Source organism: Streptococcus mitis, from assembly GCF_002096755.1.
Classification (GTDB): Bacteria; Bacillota; Bacilli; order Lactobacillales; family Streptococcaceae; genus Streptococcus; species Streptococcus mitis_AC.
In genome coordinates this window covers 65,883-81,922 of record NZ_NCVF01000025.1, presented here as the reverse complement: position 1 = coordinate 81,922, position 16,040 = coordinate 65,883, and the positions used below count along the sequence as shown (strand labels likewise).

Sequence of the window (16,040 nt, the reverse complement as noted above, 5' to 3'; positions counted from 1 at the left end):
TGTGTAAACATGAGAAAATTTGAATGTAGATAATGATGGGAGAGGATTTGTAATGATCAGTTTAGAGCTGTTGTCTGAAGAAAATAGTTTAGACGTCTATTCTTTTGAAAAAGAAAATCGAGAGTATTTTGAACGAAATTTATCTCCTAGACCAGCTAACTATTTTGAGTCAGAAGTTTTTAAAGAAATTACGAGGGAATTGTTAAGGGAACAAGAGAATCATGATGTCTACATGCATCTTATTAGAGATGCACAAGGAGTTATGGTCGGAAGAATCAATTTGAGTGTTTTAGAGAATAATCGAAAAACAGCAGAGCTTGGGTATAGGATTGGGGAAAATGTTAGCAATTTAGGTTATGCCAGCGAAGCGGTTAAACTCGTTTTAGAAAAAGCCTTCACGACTTATGGTTTCAATAGAATCATTGCAGGAACGGCAACAGGTAATCTAGCCTCTCAGAGGGTGCTTTTAAAAAATGGCTTCATCTTTAGTAGGGTTATAGAAAATGACTTACAAATTCATAATGAGTGGCTTCATACAGCAGTATTTGAAATAACGAGGTCATAATATCATCATTCCCAGTCCACAGATAGGTATAAAAGAGTAAGCAATTTTTGCAGATATTTAAGAATTTTCTCCTAGAAACCCCAAGAAATAGCTTGAAAAAATTGAAAAAATCAAGTCGTTTCTATTGACAATGATTCTGAAAGTGTTATACTAAGAAAGTAGTTTCGCTGATTTACTTCAAACCTGTTGTGAGGTAAGTTAACGATGCCTTAACCACGCTGTTTGCTGAGCTTGACTCCGGGCAGTGTGGCTATTTTTTTGCAATGGTGAAAGGAAGCAAGTCATGACAAATCACATTGTATTATTTGAACCACAAATTCCACAAAATACAGGCAATATCGCGCGTACTTGCGCTGCGACCAATTCTCCCCTCCACATCATCAAGCCAATGGGCTTTCCTATTGACGACCGCAAGATGAAGCGAGCTGGATTGGATTATTGGGATAAGCTAGAAATTTATTTTTACGAGAGTTTGGAGGATTTCATGTCTCAGATGAAGGGCAAACTTTATCTGATTTCTAAATTTGCTGAGAAAGTGTATTCTGATGTGGATTTATCGATTAACGAAGACCATTATTTTCTATTTGGACGTGAAGACAAGGGCTTGCCTGAGGACTTTATGCGAGAACATCCTGAGAAAGCTCTCCGTATTCCTATGAATGATGAACATGTCCGCAGTCTCAATGTGTCTAATACCGTCTGCATGATTGTCTATGAGGCTCTCCGCCAGCAGAACTTTGCAGGTCTTGAGCTTGTTCATACCTATGAAGTGGATAAATTGAAATAAAAAATGAAAATGAAAATGAACAAAATGCTTGCGCTTGCAAGCGTTTTTTGTTATGATAAAAGAGTCTTCAGGGCAGGGTGTGATTCCCGACCGGCGGTAAATTTGACTAGCTATTTTAGCTTTCTCGTCGTTGTCTTGTCTCGATATACTTTAAGTATTATCTTCGACTGCGACGCCTAGATAAATCTAAAATATCTTAGCCAAATAAGTCCGCGAGCGCAAGCTGATGTGGTGAGATTCCACAACCGACAGTATAGTCTGGATGGGAGAAGACGAAAGAATAGCTTTGTCTGTTCTGATAGATTTATAGCTAAACTGTAACCGCTTGCTTGAATTTCCTTAATAGAGTGAGAGGGAACTTTTGGGATATAAAAAGTGAGAATAGATAGAAAAATCCTTTCCAACTTCTTCTGATTTTATAGAAAATTGGAGGAACCTGTTATGACAAACACACGTCGACTTTCGACCATTGCGATTTTATCAGCCATCTCATTTGTGCTGATGTACTTTGACTTTCCGCTTTTGCCAGCGGCGTCCTTCCTCAAGATCGAATTTAGTATCTTGCCAGTCCTTGTGGGTCTGGTGGTCATGGATTTGCCTGCTGCTCTAGGAATTCTCTTGCTTCGCTCACTCTTGAAGTTGCTTCTTAACAGCCAGGGAGTGAATACTTACATTGGCTTGCCAATGAATATCGTAGCTTTAGGAGTTTTTGTCATCGTATTTGCTTTGATTTGGAAAAAGGAACGGACAACCCTTCGTTTCCTACTAGGCTCTCTAGCTGGAACTATTGGTTTAACCGTGGCTATGTTGGTTCTCAACTATGTTTATGCTGTTCCTTTGTACGCTAAGTTTGCTAACTTTGATATTGGAAAAATTTTGGGACTTTCCAACTACCTAATGACCATGGTATTACCTTTTAACTTGATTGAGGGTGTAATCTTTTCCGTTTCATTCTGGTTGTTGTACGTCCTTTTGAAACCAACCTTAAAACACTATGAAAGATAAACAAATATTTTTAATGAAGGGCAGTTTTGCCCTTTTACTTTTCGTTATTCTTGGCTACATGGTCAAATTTTACCCTGAAACGCTGGTCGGTTTTGACCAACCGATACAGACAGCCGTTCGAGGAGACTTGCCAGATTATTTGACTACTCTCTTCCGAGCCATTACACGCCTGATTGATATCCCAGTGATTATCACCTGGGTTGCCATCGCAGCCTTTGTCTTTTATCGTAAAAGATGGAAGATAGAAAGTTTCTTCATGCTGGGAAATCTGGCTTTGGCAGGTCTTTTAATCGTGACCTTTAAAAATATCTACCAGCGCCCACGACCAGCTATTTTACACTTGGTTGAGGAGAAGGGATTTTCCTTTCCAAGTGGCCATTCTCTGGCTGTAACCTTGATGGTCGGTTCTCTGATTGTCATTCTCAGTCAACGGATGAGAAATCCAGTCTGGAGAAAAATCGTACAAATCGTCCTTGGCCTTTACTTAGTCAGTGTGTTGGTATCAAGGGTCTATCTGGGAGTTCACTATCCATCAGACGTCTTTGCCAGTCTCTGTGTGGGTTTGGGAGTCCTGTTTATAGAGTTTCCCTTCTATGACAAGCTCCGCTTCCAATGGCGATTTAAAGGCAAGCAGAAGTGAGTATCAAATTCCATTGAGGAGAAAGAAATGAAAGTCAATATAAAAGATCTCCATCCGACTCAACTATACTTATCAGAAAAGAAACTAGCAGGCATCCAGATGCTTTATCAGTCGGCAGAAATGATCAATGTTGACCCAATCAGTATTCTTGCGTTCGGAGATTGCTTGTTGATTACAGATGGGCATCACAGGACTTATCAGGCTTTATTGGCAGGTCAAGATACGATTTCTGCTGAGTTTGATAGAGACGGCGGTAATGAACTATATCATCTCTATGCGCAAGTCTGCGAAGAAAGAAAAATTTATTCTGTTCTGGATTTAAAAAATCATATCTTACCTCAAGATGAGTATAAAGCAAAATGGTATAACTGGTGTGAGGGTTTTAATCAAGCAGCAACTCTCTTATTGAAAAGGAAAGCAGATGAAACAGACCCTACAAATAGATGATGCACTGCGTCTTGTTCCTTATTATCAGGTCAATCATTGTGAGGAAGCTTTTGCTTGGTATCAGGATGTGAACTTGGTTTACCTCGTAGATGGTGTGAAGAGACCGTACAGTCCAGCGACCTTGGAAGCTATGTATTCCTATTTGGATCAGCATGGTGAGCTTTTTTGGATTGAAGTTAAGGAGAAGGGGGAATGGTTTCCAATTGGGGATGTTACACTATCTCAGGATAATCTTCCCATTGTGATTGGGAATCCCGCTTATCAACATCTAGGGCTTGGGAAAAAGGTTCTAAGTACTTTGATTGAATTGGCTCGAGTAAAAGGATGGAAAGAATTGAAAGTCAAGGAAATCTATACCTACAATCATGCTTCTAGGAGGTGTTTCAAGTCGCTTGGATTTGTGGAAGATGGAGCAACAGAAAAAGGAACGAGTTTTATATTGAAATTAGTCTAATCTAACTTGTTTTTTAACTAAAAATCTGATAAACTAAGTAGTAATTGAATAGAAATCTGCAAGACTAGTAACTCAAGGGAAGTATATCAGGGAGGAGAGCCGTGACTGCAAGTTCTCTATATGAAAGCTGGGCGAATTCACTTGCGCATGGATTTAGAAATGAAGGTCTGACTTGTCAGATGAAAACGGATGGTACCGCGTGTCAACGCTCCGAGTGGAGTTTTTGGCATGTGGTTTTCTTTTTTATCTACGAGAGACTGATGGAGGAATTATGTCAACTATTGAAGAACAATTAAAAGCGCTTCGTGAAGAAACGCTGGCTAGCTTGAAGCAGATTTCTGCTGAAAATAAAAAAGAGATGCAAGACTTGCGTGTCTCTGTCCTTGGTAAAAAGGGTTCGCTCACTGAAATCCTCAAAGGGATGAAAGATGTTTCTGCTGAGATGCGTCCAATTATTGGGAAACACGTTAATGAAGCTCGTGATGTCTTGACAGCTGCTTTTGAAGAAACAGCTAAACTCTTGGAAGAAAAGAAAGTCGCAGCTCAACTGGCTAGCGAGAGCATCGATGTAACCCTTCCAGGTCGCCCTGTTGCGACTGGTCACCGCCACGTTTTGACACAAACAAGTGAAGAAATCGAAGATATTTTCATTGGTATGGGTTACCAAGTCGTGGATGGTTTTGAAGTGGAGCAAGACTACTATAACTTTGAACGTATGAACCTTCCAAAGGATCACCCAGCCCGTGATATGCAGGACACTTTCTATATCACTGAAGAAATTTTGCTTCGTACTCACACGTCTCCAGTTCAGGCCCGTGCTATGGATGCGCATGATTTTTCAAAAGGTCCTTTGAAGATGATCTCGCCAGGGCGTGTGTTCCGTCGTGATACGGACGATGCAACCCACAGTCACCAGTTCCACCAAATTGAAGGCTTGGTTGTTGGGAAAAATATCTCTATGGCTGATCTTCAAGGAACCCTTCAGTTGATTGTCCAAAAAATGTTCGGTGAAGAGCGTCAGATCCGTCTGCGTCCATCTTACTTCCCATTCACAGAGCCATCTGTTGAGGTGGATGTTTCTTGCTTCAAGTGTGGTGGAGAAGGCTGTAACGTATGTAAGAAAACAGGTTGGATCGAAATTATGGGTGCCGGTATGGTTCACCCACGTGTCCTTGAAATGAGTGGTATCGATGCGACTGTTTACTCTGGATTTGCTTTTGGTCTTGGTCAAGAGCGTGTAGCTATGCTTCGTTACGGAATCAACGATATCCGTGGATTCTACCAAGGAGATGTCCGTTTCTCAGAACAGTTTAAATAATGATTGAAACCTGAAACACAGTCCTAGTCAGCTACTCTTGACGAGAAATGGTGAGGACTGACTCGAAGAAAAAGAAAGGAATTGAAAAGGTCTTACTTGGTGAGACCTTACAATTAGAATTATGCTTGTATCTTATAAATGGTTAAAAGAATTGGTGGACATTGCTGTGCCATCACAAGAGTTGGCTGAAAAAATGTCAACTACAGGGATCGAGGTAGAAGGTGTCGAATCACCTGCTGCTGGTCTCTCAAAAATTGTCGTCGGTGAGGTCTTGTCTTGTGAAGATGTGCCAGAAACTCACCTCCATGTTTGTCAGGTTAACGTTGGCGAAGAAGAAGCCCGTCAAATTGTCTGTGGTGCACCGAATGTGCGTGCTGGTATCAAGGTTATGGTGGCTCTTCCAGGAGCTCGCATCGCTGACAACTACAAAATCAAAAAAGGAAAAATCCGTGGTTTAGAGTCACTTGGGATGATCTGTTCACTTGGTGAATTGGGAATTTCTGACTCAGTTGTGCCAAAGGAATTCGCAGATGGCATCCAAATCTTGCCAGAAAATGCCGTTCCAGGTGAGGAAGTCTTCTCATATCTAGACTTGGATGATGAAATCATCGAACTTTCTATTACACCCAACCGTGCAGATGCCCTTTCTATGCGTGGAGTGGCTCACGAAGTGGCAGCTATTTATGATAAGGCAGTCAACTTTAAAGAATTTACTCTAACAGAAACTAATGAAGCTGCGGCAGATGCCCTTTCTGTCAGCATTGAGACAGACAAAGCGCCTTACTATGCCGCTCGTATCTTGGACAATGTGACCATCGCACCAAGTCCACAATGGTTGCAAAATCTTCTTATGAATGAAGGAATCCGTCCAATCAATAATGTAGTGGACGTGACCAACTACATCCTTCTCTACTTTGGTCAACCAATGCATGCTTTTGACTTGGATACCTTTGAAGGGAGTGACATCCGTGTGCGTGAAGCGCGTGCTGGTGAAAAATTGGTGACCTTGGATGGTGAAGAACGTGACTTGGAAACAAATGACCTAGTCATCACTGTCGCAGACAAGCCAGTAGCTCTTGCAGGTGTTATGGGTGGTCAAGCGACAGAAATCTCTGAAAAGTCTAGTCGTGTTGTCCTTGAAGCTGCTGTTTTCAATGGCAAATCTATCCGTAAGACCAGCGGTCGCCTTAACCTTCGTTCAGAATCGTCTTCTCGCTTTGAAAAAGGTATCAATGTGGCAACTGTTAACGAAGCTCTTGATGCGGCGGCTAGCATGATTGCAGAACTTGCAGGTGCGACGGTGCGCAAAGGCATCGTTTCAGCGGGTGAGCTTGATACCTCTGATGTGGAAGTTTCTTCAACTCTTGCTGATGTTAACCGTGTCCTTGGTACAGAACTTTCTTACGCGGATGTGGAAGACGTCTTCCGCCGTCTTGGCTTTGATCTTTCTGGAAATGCAGACAGCTTTACAGTCAGCGTCCCACGTCGTCGTTGGGATATCACAATCGAGGCAGATCTCTTTGAAGAAATTGCTCGTATCTATGGATATGACCGCTTGCCAACCAGCCTTCCAAAAGACGATGGTACAGCAGGTGAATTGACTGCGACACAAAAACTTCGCCGCCAAGTTCGTACCATTGCTGAAGGGGCAGGTTTGACAGAAATCATCACCTACGCTCTAACAACTCCTGAAAAAGCAGTTGAGTTCACAGCTCAACCAAGTAACCTTACGGAACTTATGTGGCCAATGACTGTGGACCGTTCTGTTCTTCGTCAAAATATGATCTCAGGGATCCTTGATACGGTAGCCTACAATGTAGCACGTAAGAATAAAAACTTGGCCCTTTACGAGATTGGAAAAGTCTTTGAACAAACAGGCAATCCCAAAGAAGAACTTCCAAATGAGATTAATAGCTTTGCCTTTGCCTTGACAGGCTTGGTTGCTGAAAAAGATTTCCAAACGGCAGCAGTTCCAGTTGATTTCTTCTATGCTAAGGGAATCCTAGAAGCGCTCTTTACTCGCTTGGGACTTGCAGTGACCTATACAGCTACGGCTGAGATTGCAAGCCTCCACCCAGGTCGTACAGCTATGATTTCACTCGGTGACCAAGTTCTTGGTTTCCTTGGTCAAGTGCATCCAGTCACTGCTAAGGCTTACGATATTCCAGAAACGTATGTAGCTGAGCTCAATCTTTCAGCCATCGAAACTGCGCTTCAACCTGCTAATCCATTTGTAGAAATTACTAAATTCCCAGCAGTTAGCCGTGACGTTGCCCTTCTCCTCAAGGCAGAAGTGACTCACCAAGAAGTTGTGGACGCTATCCAAGCTGCCGGTGTGAAACGTTTGACAGATATCAAACTCTTTGACGTCTTCTCAGGCGAAAAATTGGGACTTGGTATGAAGTCAATGGCTTATAGCTTGACCTTCCAAAATCCGGAAGATAGCTTAACGGACGAAGAAGTCGCACGCTATATGGAAAAAATCCAAGCATCGCTTGAAGAAAAAGTCAATGCAGAAGTGCGTTAAAGTATCAATCCATCCTTCGGGGTGGATTTTTTCTTTTCACATAACAATTCAGGATCAAAAATAGACAGTTGAGGAACAGAGAAGATAAATTGGAGTTTACCAGTGTATAATGTACTCATAACTCAAAGTACCCTAAGATTTTTTACTAAAATGAGGATGATAAAAATGGACAGAAATCATTGTAAAAGCTATCAAAAAGGAGTATAATGAGTGCAAGACATTTCGGAGGTGAAAGATGCTAGAAGTAAGAAGTCTAGAGAAAAGTTTTGGACCTAAGCAAGTTTTGTTTGGTATTGACTTTCAAGCGCGACCAGGTCGTATTTTGGGATTAGTCGGGAAAAATGGTGCTGGGAAGACAACGATTTTCCACAGTATTTTGAAGTTTTTAGAATATCAAGGAGAAATTAGTCTGGATGGTCAGGATATTCGTCAGGAGACCTACGCTCGGATTGGCTATCTGCCTGAAGAACGCAGTCTCATGCCTAAATTGACAGTCCTTGAACAAGTTCGCTACTTGGCGACTCTAAAAGGTATGGATGCCAAGGAAGTCAAGGAAAAACTCCCTCAATGGATGAAGAGGTTGGAAGTGAAAGGGAAACTGACTGATAAAATCAAGAGTCTGTCAAAAGGAAATCAGCAGAAGATTCAGCTCATTATTACTCTGATTCATGAACCAGACCTGATTATCTTGGATGAGCCTTTCAGTGGATTGGACCCAGTCAATACAGAATTGCTCAAGCAAGTCATTTTTCAGGAAAAAGAGCGCGGAGCAACTATTATCTTTTCTGACCATGTCATGACCAACGTCGAGGAGCTTTGTGATGATATTCTGATGATTCGAGATGGCCGTGTGGTCTTGCATGGACCAGTTCAGGATGTCCGCAATCATTACGGGAAAACGCGTCTCTTTGTTTCAAGTGAACGAAGTAAGGAAGAATTGGAAAATCTTCCTCATGTCAAACAGGTGAGCTTGACCAAACAAGGCAGTTGGAAATTGATCCTAGATGACGAGAGCGCTGGAAGGGAACTCTTCCCAATCTTGACTCAGGGGCAATATATCGCAACTTTTGATCAACAAGCGCCGACAATCGATGAAATCTTTAAACTAGAATCAGGGGTGGAAGTATGAGAAATATGTGGGTTGTAATGAAGGAAACCTATCTTCGACATGTTAAGTCATGGAGTTTCTTCTTTATGGTGATTTCGCCGTTCCTCTTTTTAGCCTTATCTGTAGGAATTGGCTACCTCCAAGGGTCTTCTATGGCCAAGAATAGCAAGATAGCAGTAGTAACAACAGTGCCATCTGTGGAAGAAGGGCTCAAGGGTACTAATGGTATCAACTTTGATTATAAGGATGAAGCCAGTGCCCAAACTGCTATCAAGGATGAGAAAATCAAGGGTTACCTAACCGTCGACCAAGAGGACAGCGTCATCAAGGCCGTCTATCATGGTGAAACCTCTCTTGAAAGTGGCATCAAACTAGCTGTAACCAATAGACTAAATGAACTGCAATACCAACTCAATCGTTCGGCAGCTAATTTGTCTCAAGAACAGGAAAAACGCCTGAGTCAAACCGTTGATTTTACTGAGAAGATTGATGAATCTAAGGAAAACAAAAAAATTGTTCAAACCATTGCGGCCGCAGGGCTTGGTTTCTTCCTTTATATGATTTTGATTACCTATGCTAGTGTCACTGCTCAGGAAGTGGCTAGCGAGAAAGGAACCAAAATCATGGAGGTGGTCTTCTCTAGTATCCGAGCTAGTCATTATTTCTACGCTCGCATGCTGGCTCTGCTTCTTGTGATTTTGACCCATATTGGCATTTACGTCGTGGGTGGACTTGCTGCCATTCTTCTCTTTAAAGACCTACCAATCTTGGCACAATCTGGTATTTTAAACCATATAGGAGAGGCTTTCTCGCTCAACACCTTATTGTTTGTCTTGGTTAGCCTCTTTATGTACGTTGTTTTAGCAGCCTTCCTAGGTTCTATGGTTTCTCGTCCTGAGGACTCAGGAAAAGCCTTGTCGCCTTTGATGATTTTGATTATAGGTGGTTTTTTTGGAGTGACAGCTCTAGGTGCAGCTGGTGACAATCTCATCTTGAAGATTGGTTCATATATTCCCTTTATTTCGACCTTCTTCATGCCATTTAGAGCCATTAATGGCTATGCAAATGGGTTAGAAGCTTGGATTTCGCTTGCGATTACGATTGCTTTTGCAGTAACTGCAACAGTCTTTATCGGACGTATGTATGCTAGTCTCGTTTTGCAGACAGATGATTTAGGTCCTTGGAAAACCTTTAAACGTGCCTTATCTTATAAATAGAAGAGCCTCGCGAAAGCGAGGTTTTTTAGAGACAAAAAGAGTGGAATTTAGAAAAATATTTTTCATATCTATTGACTTTTAGGGGTGAAATTTGGTATGATAGTAGGCGGTATTGTTTACCCCATTTGAAAGGCCCCGGAACCTTCCAAATACTTTTCGATGGGAAGGAACACCCATCACCGTAAACAAAAATCGAACTATATATAGGAGAAATCATGAACAAAACAACATTTATGGCTAAACCAGGCCAAGTTGAACGTAAATGGTACGTAGTTGACGCAACTGATGTACCACTTGGACGTCTTTCTGCAGTAGTTGCTAGCGTACTTCGCGGAAAAAACAAACCAACATTTACACCACACACTGATACAGGTGACTTTGTAATTGTTATCAATGCTGAAAAAGTTAAATTGACTGGTAAAAAAGCAACTGATAAAATCTACTACACTCACTCAAACCACCCAGGTGGATTGAAACAAATCTCTGCAGGTGAACTTCGTTCTAAAAATGCAGTACGTTTGATTGAGAAATCAGTTAAAGGTATGCTTCCACACAATACTCTTGGACGCGCTCAAGGTATGAAGTTGAAAGTATTTGTTGGAGCTGAGCACACTCACGCTGCACAACAACCAGAAGTTCTTGATATTTCAGGACTTATCTAAGGAAAGGAACAATAAAGTATGTCACAAGCACAATATGCAGGTACTGGACGTCGTAAAAACGCTGTTGCACGCGTTCGCCTTGTTCCAGGAACTGGTAAAATCACTGTTAACAAAAAAGATGTTGAAGAGTACATCCCACACGCTGACCTTCGTCTTGTCATCAACCAACCGTTCGCAGTTACTTCAACTGTAGGTTCATACGACGTTTTCGTTAACGTTGTAGGTGGTGGATACGCTGGTCAATCAGGAGCTATCCGTCACGGTATCGCTCGTGCCCTTCTTCAAGTAGACCCAGACTTCCGCGATTCATTGAAACGCGCAGGACTTCTTACACGTGACTCACGTAAAGTTGAACGTAAGAAACCAGGTCTTAAGAAAGCTCGTAAAGCATCACAATTCTCAAAACGTTAATCAATACGATTATATCAACGTTTCAAAGCACTTTGCAAAGATTTTGCAAAGTGCTTTTTTGTCGATTTTTGAGCTAGAATAACTTTGTGATAACCTTCTGATAACCTCTTCAAAATTTTAAAAATCATAATTCTATTTTGCTTTATTGAGATAATCTGCAAATTTGTCAATAGAGTTTTTCTCACCAGTTTTCGTGGTGTGAGTATAGACATCTAATGTCATCTGACTGCTTGCATGACCGAGACGTTTTGATGTATTAGAAGGGTCTATTCCAATTTCAGACATAAGTGTTGCATGTGTATGTCTAAACCCATGTGGGCTAATTGGTTTTAATTTATGCTTTTTAATAATTCGATTCAGTACGTTATTAATGTAATCAGCATGCAAAGGTTCAATTTTGTCATTACTTGATATGTAAGAGAACATATATTCGTTACTAATATTCAGCTTTGTAAGAGGGAACTGAGATTGTTCTTTCAGATAGAAATTTCTCCATTGCTTAATAATATCGATTGTCTCATCATCAAGATAGATTGTACGAACTGAAGATTCATTCTTTGTGCTCTTTTCAATCGCTTTACCGTCAATTCTTCCTAGACTTTTATCTATGTTCAATAGATTGCTATCAAAGTCAATATCAGCCCATTTTAAAGCGTATAACTCCCCTTTTCGTAGTCCACTAAATGCAAGCAGTCTAAATAAAGCAAAATGTTTAAATGGCTCAGTTTCTTTCACTATATCAAGGAAATGATGTAATTCCTCCAGAGACCAAAAATTATCTGATCTAGTTTTTTTGATTTTAGGCATGATAACATTCTTCATTGGATTTCGATCAATGTAGTTCATGTTGATTGCAAAATCAAAAATTTTTGAGGTATAGGATTTTATCTGTTTGATATTTTTGAAAGTCTGAGATTTTTGTGTAATAAAGTTTTGACAGTCTAAAGGACTGATTTGGTCAATAAATTTATCGTCAAATATTGGTAGAATATGTATTCGATAGATATTCTTAGTTTGGGAAGAAGTTGTTTCTTCAACGGTACCAACATAGGCCTTAAACCATTCTTGATAAAGTTCTTTATAAGTGACTTTGGGGTTAGGTTTGTCGGTACTTACTGTGGGGGAAACGACACCAGCTTCTAAACGAGCTTCGTACAATTTTGCCTCTTTTTTGGTTTTGAACCCTCTCTTTAAGTGCCTTTTTTTCTTTCCATAAGCATCTAAGCCAATGTAAAAGCTGACATAGTATAGGATTCCTTTTTTTGTTTTGTATTTGTGTATAGACATTTTTTCTCCGTATCTAAGTTTTCGGAGCTTATGTAATTGAGAAATGAGTGTCTATCTATTTTTTCTATCTTCTTGGCGGATAGCGTATTCGTCTGTTTTAATCCAGCTCTGCCAAACTTTAGAATCTTTATTTTGGTGATTCATATAGTCTATAAACTCAGACATAAAACGTTTGTTTTTCTCAGCTAGATATTCTGAGAATATATGACGAAATTCATCTGAAAAACTATCATCAAGTGGTAGTGTTAATGCCCTTTCGCCAAATTCGATGCTCTTCTTTAACTTCTCCATATCGCTTTTAAAAGGTGTCACAGAACCAATTTTAGATGTTTTGAAACTATCTGTAACAATTTTAAGATTTGATGGAGCGTGTGGGTTGCTATCAAGTCCCATAATGTAAGCGACGGAAACATTAAAGTATTTTGCCAATTTTTCAGCATTATCTTTTTTAGGTTTGCGGATTCCTTGATTGTATCCAGAAAGTGTAGGATAGGCTATATTTGTAGCTTCGCTAATTTCTGTCAATTTTTTTCCGCTATTTTCTATCAGTTTAGTAATATGATTCGTCATAAGAACCTCCTTTTTATCATTATAACACATTTTATTCTTTTTGAATAAAAAAGCTTGACAAAAATTCAAAAAGGATATATAATTCAAAATGAATAACAAATTAAATGGTTTCGGAGCTTATTTAATTTAGAAATGAGGTGTGAATTTATGTCGGAAACTACTTTAGTTGTCCAGCTTCCTAAAGAATTAGAGAAGCAATTACGTGCTCACTATGATGAGATGATTTCAAATGCTGTAGCAAGAGTATTTGAAGATAAAGAACTTTATAAACCTATGGTTCGTATGTCAGGTTTGTCTAGGTGGTTAGATGTATCTACGACAACAATCCAAAAATGGACGAAAGAAGGAATGCCAACCATGGTGATTGATGGAGTGACTTTATACGATAAAAGAGCAGTAACACGATGGTTGAAGCAATATGAAAGATAGGTACTCGTATGAATGGTGTTCAGTGGATCAAGATAACAACAGATATATTTGATGATGAAAAAATTCAGCTAATAGAATCAATGCCAGAAGGAGATACTCTTATTGTAATATGGTTTAAAATTCTGGTGCTTGCAGGAAAGCAAAATAATAGTGGCATATTAAGTCTAGGGAACAAGGTTTATTACACAGAAGAGATGCTTTCAACAGTGTTTAGGCGAAAGGCTACATCTGTAAAATTAGCTCTCAGCATGTTTGAAGAATTTGGCATGATAGAAATCATAGATGGCGCTATTACCATTCCAAAATGGGAGAAACATCAGAATATAGATGGACTAGAAAAGATTAGAAAACAAACTAGGGAACGTGTTGCTCGTCATAGACAAAAACAAAAAGCACTAATTACAGGCGAGCCACAACTCGTTTTAGACTGTAACGTTACAGTAACGGATGAAAATGATAATGTAACGCAAGAGATTAAGAACAAGAGTAAGAATAAGAAAGAGATTGAGAATATACTGGATAATAGTTCTAGAAAGCCTGAAACTTATATTCCACCCAAATATTATTCTTTGTTAGAATCCATTTCTTATAAGTACAATGATAGATTTTTGTATCCTAACAATTACACTTTAACACATGCTCAGAAGATGAAGATAGGCGAGTATTTGGCTAGTGGGTATGTAACTAGTGATGAAGTCATTAGCATGATTGAACGGATTCCTGAGGATGCGACGTCTCCTTTGGCGTATTTATTTAAGTCTATGGAGAATTTAAAGCAGGAACGTATGCTGGAGTGCAAAGCTATTGCCCATGAAAATGCCCGAAAGAAGTATATGATAAATGAGTAGATATAGGACTGTTCTAAAGAAATGTTACATCACTGAGGAGCAAAATGAAATAGTGAATAACTTGATTGAAATGACAAATCATCTAAGTTTTTCCTCTTATGCCAGAAAAATGTTATTTAAGAGCTCGCCTATTTATCTTCAATTTGATTTTGAATCTTATCATGACTTTATATTTCAAGTTAGAAGAATTATCAATAACTTACGTCAGTTAGAAAGAATAGCAGAACAAAGTGAGGATTTGGATAATGTAAGGATATTTCACTACTGCGTTGAGCTGATGATAGAATATGAAAAGAAGACAAGTAAACAAGTGAAAGAACTTGTAAAACGACTAAATAAGAAAACGAGGTGATAAGATTATGAGAATAAAATCGGTGTTGAAACAGGTATTTTTGACAGAAGAAGAAAATAAAAAATTAAATGATTGTATGAGGAAGGAAAATATTTGTAATTTTTCTGAGTTTGCTAGAAAAAAATTAATCCGAACAGATTTGAACATTCACAAAGTTTCTTTTGAATGTTTAGTTCCTTTAACAGAAGAGTTGGAACAAGTCGGAAAGAATATCAATTCTATAGCCCGTCTTGCAACTGTAGTTGGGAGAATAAGCTATGAAAATAAAATGGATATGTCTATTATGATGCAAAAAATAGTTGACGTGATGGAGGAAAAAGATGTTTATTTTCAAAAGTAATATGGATAAGGATTTCGATCAGATATGCGAATACATACTGAAATTAAAGCGAGCAGAATTATTTCTTCATGGAATTAAACAACAAGATAAAACGAAGGCTCGTTTGTATCATGCGATGCTGGAATACTATGATGCTAACCATAAAAAAGAAAGACATATGAGAATTTTAAAATAAGGAAACGCTGTTAAAAATTTTGCAGCGTTTTTTATATATCTTCTTAAAATATTTGTACACACAAATGACAGTCAAATTGATTTTTGGGATTATTTTATCGAGAAGGAAAGATTTCTCATAATATGACTTTGCGAGCTCAGAGTCTGTATACACACACTCCCAAAATCACCCCCAAAATTTGTATACACATAGTGTATGTACTTTTGAGGTGATTTGAATTTTGGGGAATCCCCAAACCCCTTTAGAAATAGTTAGATATAAGATTAAAAAATGGTATAATATTAAAAGATAAACGTTTTCAAGGAGTAGACTTTGAAAGAAAATTTAATCAAATCAAAAAAGCGTGTTCAAAAGCATGGAGAGGTTTTTACACCATCCTGGATGGTACAGAAAATGTTAGATACTCCAGGTATTAAAGAGACTTGTGAAATATTTCTGCAACGTTTTTAGAACCTTCTGCAGGAGATGGGAATTTTTTGCAAGCTATTTTAGAAAGAAAATTATCTGCCGTTATCATGCAATATGATGAAAGAAGTTGGAAGACAAAATCATTGATTGCATTATCCTCTATATATGGGATAGAATTTCTCGAAGATAATTTAGAAGTAGCACGTTCACGTATGTTTCTTTATTATTTAGATTGGTACGAACAAATTTTTAGTACTAAGCTAACTAGTAGAAGTGATATCTATAAATCTGCATATTATCTTATTCATAAAAATATTGTTAGAGGAAATACCTTGACTCAACGTCATCCTGTTACAGATGAGCCTATTGGGTTTAATGAATGGCAACTTATCAAAGGGCATTCTAGTTTGGTAAGAAAAGTTCCTTTTGCTTTATCAGAGCTTTTAGGTAAAAAAGTTGAGGATAACACAATAGTAGAAGGACGAGCCCA

Annotated in this window: 18 protein-coding genes, 1 pseudogene and 1 riboswitch; of the genes and pseudogenes, 17 read left to right on the top strand and 2 right to left on the bottom strand. The window is 39.0% G+C overall.

The features are described from left to right. Positions 1 to 52: 52 nt before the first annotated feature. The 12 genes from B7700_RS07710 to rpsI all read left to right on the top strand — a co-directional run bounded on the left by B7700_RS07710 (position 53) and on the right by rpsI (position 11,141). The gene (locus B7700_RS07710; RefSeq protein WP_049542533.1) at positions 53 to 565 is read left to right on the top strand and encodes a GNAT family N-acetyltransferase; all 513 of its coding nucleotides are present in this window, start codon (positions 53 to 55) and stop codon (positions 563 to 565) included. Positions 566 to 848: 283 nt separating this feature from the next. Further along, complete coding sequence (locus B7700_RS07705; protein WP_049550544.1) at positions 849 to 1,352, top strand: tRNA (cytidine(34)-2'-O)-methyltransferase; 504 nt, start codon at positions 849 to 851, stop codon at positions 1,350 to 1,352. Positions 1,353 to 1,411: 59 nt separating this feature from the next. After that, positions 1,412 to 1,630: riboswitch (FMN riboswitch) on the top strand. Positions 1,631 to 1,793: 163 nt separating this feature from the next. Continuing rightward, a complete protein-coding gene (locus B7700_RS07700) occupies positions 1,794 to 2,357 on the top strand; it encodes an ECF transporter S component (protein WP_000185823.1) in 564 nt (187 codons plus the stop codon). Continuing rightward, on the top strand, positions 2,347 to 2,997 hold the full coding sequence (locus B7700_RS07695; RefSeq protein WP_033682745.1) for a phosphatase PAP2 family protein: 651 nt from the start codon (positions 2,347 to 2,349) through the stop codon (positions 2,995 to 2,997). The genes B7700_RS07700 and B7700_RS07695 overlap by 11 nt, the downstream gene beginning before the upstream one ends. Before the next feature lie 27 nt (positions 2,998 to 3,024). Further along, positions 3,025 to 3,444: a chromosome partitioning protein ParB gene (locus B7700_RS07690; protein WP_084888194.1), complete on the top strand. Its 420-nt coding sequence runs from the start codon at positions 3,025 to 3,027 to the stop codon at positions 3,442 to 3,444. A 4-nt stretch (positions 3,445 to 3,448) separates the two neighbouring features. Then, positions 3,449 to 3,898 carry a GNAT family N-acetyltransferase gene (locus B7700_RS07685; RefSeq protein ID WP_192855679.1) on the top strand — a complete coding sequence of 150 codons (450 nt, stop codon included), beginning with the start codon at positions 3,449 to 3,451 and terminating at the stop codon, positions 3,896 to 3,898. A gap of 271 nt (positions 3,899 to 4,169) precedes the next feature. Further along, a complete protein-coding gene (pheS, locus tag B7700_RS07680; RefSeq protein ID WP_084888190.1) occupies positions 4,170 to 5,216 on the top strand; it encodes a phenylalanine--tRNA ligase subunit alpha in 1,047 nt (348 codons plus the stop codon). 121 nt (positions 5,217 to 5,337) lie between these two features. Next, positions 5,338 to 7,743, top strand: a complete 2,406-nt coding sequence (gene pheT / locus B7700_RS07675) for a phenylalanine--tRNA ligase subunit beta (protein ID WP_084888188.1) — start codon at positions 5,338 to 5,340, stop codon at positions 7,741 to 7,743. Between the two features lie 235 nt (positions 7,744 to 7,978). Further along, positions 7,979 to 8,872: an ABC transporter ATP-binding protein gene (locus B7700_RS07670; RefSeq protein ID WP_084888186.1), complete on the top strand. Its 894-nt coding sequence runs from the start codon at positions 7,979 to 7,981 to the stop codon at positions 8,870 to 8,872. After that, positions 8,869 to 10,068, top strand: coding sequence for an ABC transporter permease (locus B7700_RS07665; RefSeq protein ID WP_049542523.1), 1,200 nt, complete (start codon positions 8,869 to 8,871; stop codon positions 10,066 to 10,068). Before B7700_RS07670 ends, B7700_RS07665 begins: the two co-directional genes overlap by 4 nt. Before the next feature lie 215 nt (positions 10,069 to 10,283). Further along, a complete protein-coding gene (gene rplM / locus B7700_RS07660; RefSeq protein WP_001044624.1) occupies positions 10,284 to 10,730 on the top strand; it encodes a 50S ribosomal protein L13 in 447 nt (148 codons plus the stop codon). Positions 10,731 to 10,748: 18 nt separating this feature from the next. Next, positions 10,749 to 11,141 carry a 30S ribosomal protein S9 gene (gene rpsI / locus B7700_RS07655; RefSeq protein ID WP_000075973.1) on the top strand — a complete coding sequence of 131 codons (393 nt, stop codon included), beginning with the start codon at positions 10,749 to 10,751 and terminating at the stop codon, positions 11,139 to 11,141. 132 nt (positions 11,142 to 11,273) lie between these two features. On the opposite strand, the gene B7700_RS07650 is transcribed toward rpsI, so the two are convergent. Continuing rightward, positions 11,274 to 12,428: a site-specific integrase gene (locus tag B7700_RS07650; protein WP_084888184.1), complete on the bottom strand. Its 1,155-nt coding sequence runs from the start codon at positions 12,426 to 12,428 to the stop codon at positions 11,274 to 11,276. A 51-nt stretch (positions 12,429 to 12,479) separates the two neighbouring features. Next, positions 12,480 to 12,998, bottom strand: coding sequence for a helix-turn-helix domain-containing protein (locus B7700_RS07645; RefSeq protein WP_000181350.1), 519 nt, complete (start codon positions 12,996 to 12,998; stop codon positions 12,480 to 12,482). 147 nt (positions 12,999 to 13,145) lie between these two features. Between B7700_RS07645 and B7700_RS07640 the strand changes: the two genes are divergently transcribed. The 5 genes and pseudogenes from B7700_RS07640 to B7700_RS07615 all read left to right on the top strand — a co-directional run. Further along, on the top strand, positions 13,146 to 13,427 hold the full coding sequence (locus B7700_RS07640; protein WP_000005472.1) for a hypothetical protein: 282 nt from the start codon (positions 13,146 to 13,148) through the stop codon (positions 13,425 to 13,427). Between the two features lie 8 nt (positions 13,428 to 13,435). Then, entirely contained in the window at positions 13,436 to 14,275 is an 840-nt protein-coding gene (locus B7700_RS07635; protein WP_001014727.1) for a phage replisome organizer N-terminal domain-containing protein, read from the top strand. A gap of 359 nt (positions 14,276 to 14,634) precedes the next feature. Beyond that, positions 14,635 to 14,967: a hypothetical protein gene (locus B7700_RS07625; protein WP_084888182.1), complete on the top strand. Its 333-nt coding sequence runs from the start codon at positions 14,635 to 14,637 to the stop codon at positions 14,965 to 14,967. Next, positions 14,948 to 15,142, top strand: coding sequence for a hypothetical protein (locus B7700_RS07620; protein ID WP_000469564.1), 195 nt, complete (start codon positions 14,948 to 14,950; stop codon positions 15,140 to 15,142). The genes B7700_RS07625 and B7700_RS07620 overlap by 20 nt, the downstream gene beginning before the upstream one ends. A 312-nt stretch (positions 15,143 to 15,454) precedes the next feature. After that, positions 15,455 to 16,035: pseudogene (locus B7700_RS07615) on the top strand (methylase); the annotation flags it as partial. Positions 16,036 to 16,040: the final 5 nt, after the last annotated feature.

Bases quoted from the DNA above. Each gene is read 5' to 3' on its own strand.
- B7700_RS07710 (WP_049542533.1), top strand. From the start codon at position 53: ATGATCAGTTTAGAGCTGTTGTCTGAAGAAAATAGTTTAGACGTCTAT.
- B7700_RS07705 (WP_049550544.1), top strand. From the start codon at position 849: ATGACAAATCACATTGTATTATTTGAACCACAAATTCCACAAAATACA.
- B7700_RS07700 (WP_000185823.1), top strand. From the start codon at position 1,794: ATGACAAACACACGTCGACTTTCGACCATTGCGATTTTATCAGCCATC.
- B7700_RS07695 (WP_033682745.1), top strand. From the start codon at position 2,347: ATGAAAGATAAACAAATATTTTTAATGAAGGGCAGTTTTGCCCTTTTA.
- B7700_RS07690 (WP_084888194.1), top strand. From the start codon at position 3,025: ATGAAAGTCAATATAAAAGATCTCCATCCGACTCAACTATACTTATCA.
- pheS (WP_084888190.1), top strand. From the start codon at position 4,170: ATGTCAACTATTGAAGAACAATTAAAAGCGCTTCGTGAAGAAACGCTG.
- pheT (WP_084888188.1), top strand. From the start codon at position 5,338: ATGCTTGTATCTTATAAATGGTTAAAAGAATTGGTGGACATTGCTGTG.
- B7700_RS07670 (WP_084888186.1), top strand. From the start codon at position 7,979: ATGCTAGAAGTAAGAAGTCTAGAGAAAAGTTTTGGACCTAAGCAAGTT.
- B7700_RS07665 (WP_049542523.1), top strand. From the start codon at position 8,869: ATGAGAAATATGTGGGTTGTAATGAAGGAAACCTATCTTCGACATGTT.
- rplM (WP_001044624.1), top strand. From the start codon at position 10,284: ATGAACAAAACAACATTTATGGCTAAACCAGGCCAAGTTGAACGTAAA.
- rpsI (WP_000075973.1), top strand. From the start codon at position 10,749: ATGTCACAAGCACAATATGCAGGTACTGGACGTCGTAAAAACGCTGTT.
- B7700_RS07650 (WP_084888184.1), bottom strand. From the start codon at position 12,428: ATGTCTATACACAAATACAAAACAAAAAAAGGAATCCTATACTATGTC.
- B7700_RS07645 (WP_000181350.1), bottom strand. From the start codon at position 12,998: ATGACGAATCATATTACTAAACTGATAGAAAATAGCGGAAAAAAATTG.
- B7700_RS07640 (WP_000005472.1), top strand. From the start codon at position 13,146: ATGTCGGAAACTACTTTAGTTGTCCAGCTTCCTAAAGAATTAGAGAAG.
- B7700_RS07635 (WP_001014727.1), top strand. From the start codon at position 13,436: ATGAATGGTGTTCAGTGGATCAAGATAACAACAGATATATTTGATGAT.
- B7700_RS07625 (WP_084888182.1), top strand. From the start codon at position 14,635: ATGAGAATAAAATCGGTGTTGAAACAGGTATTTTTGACAGAAGAAGAA.
- B7700_RS07620 (WP_000469564.1), top strand. From the start codon at position 14,948: ATGTTTATTTTCAAAAGTAATATGGATAAGGATTTCGATCAGATATGC.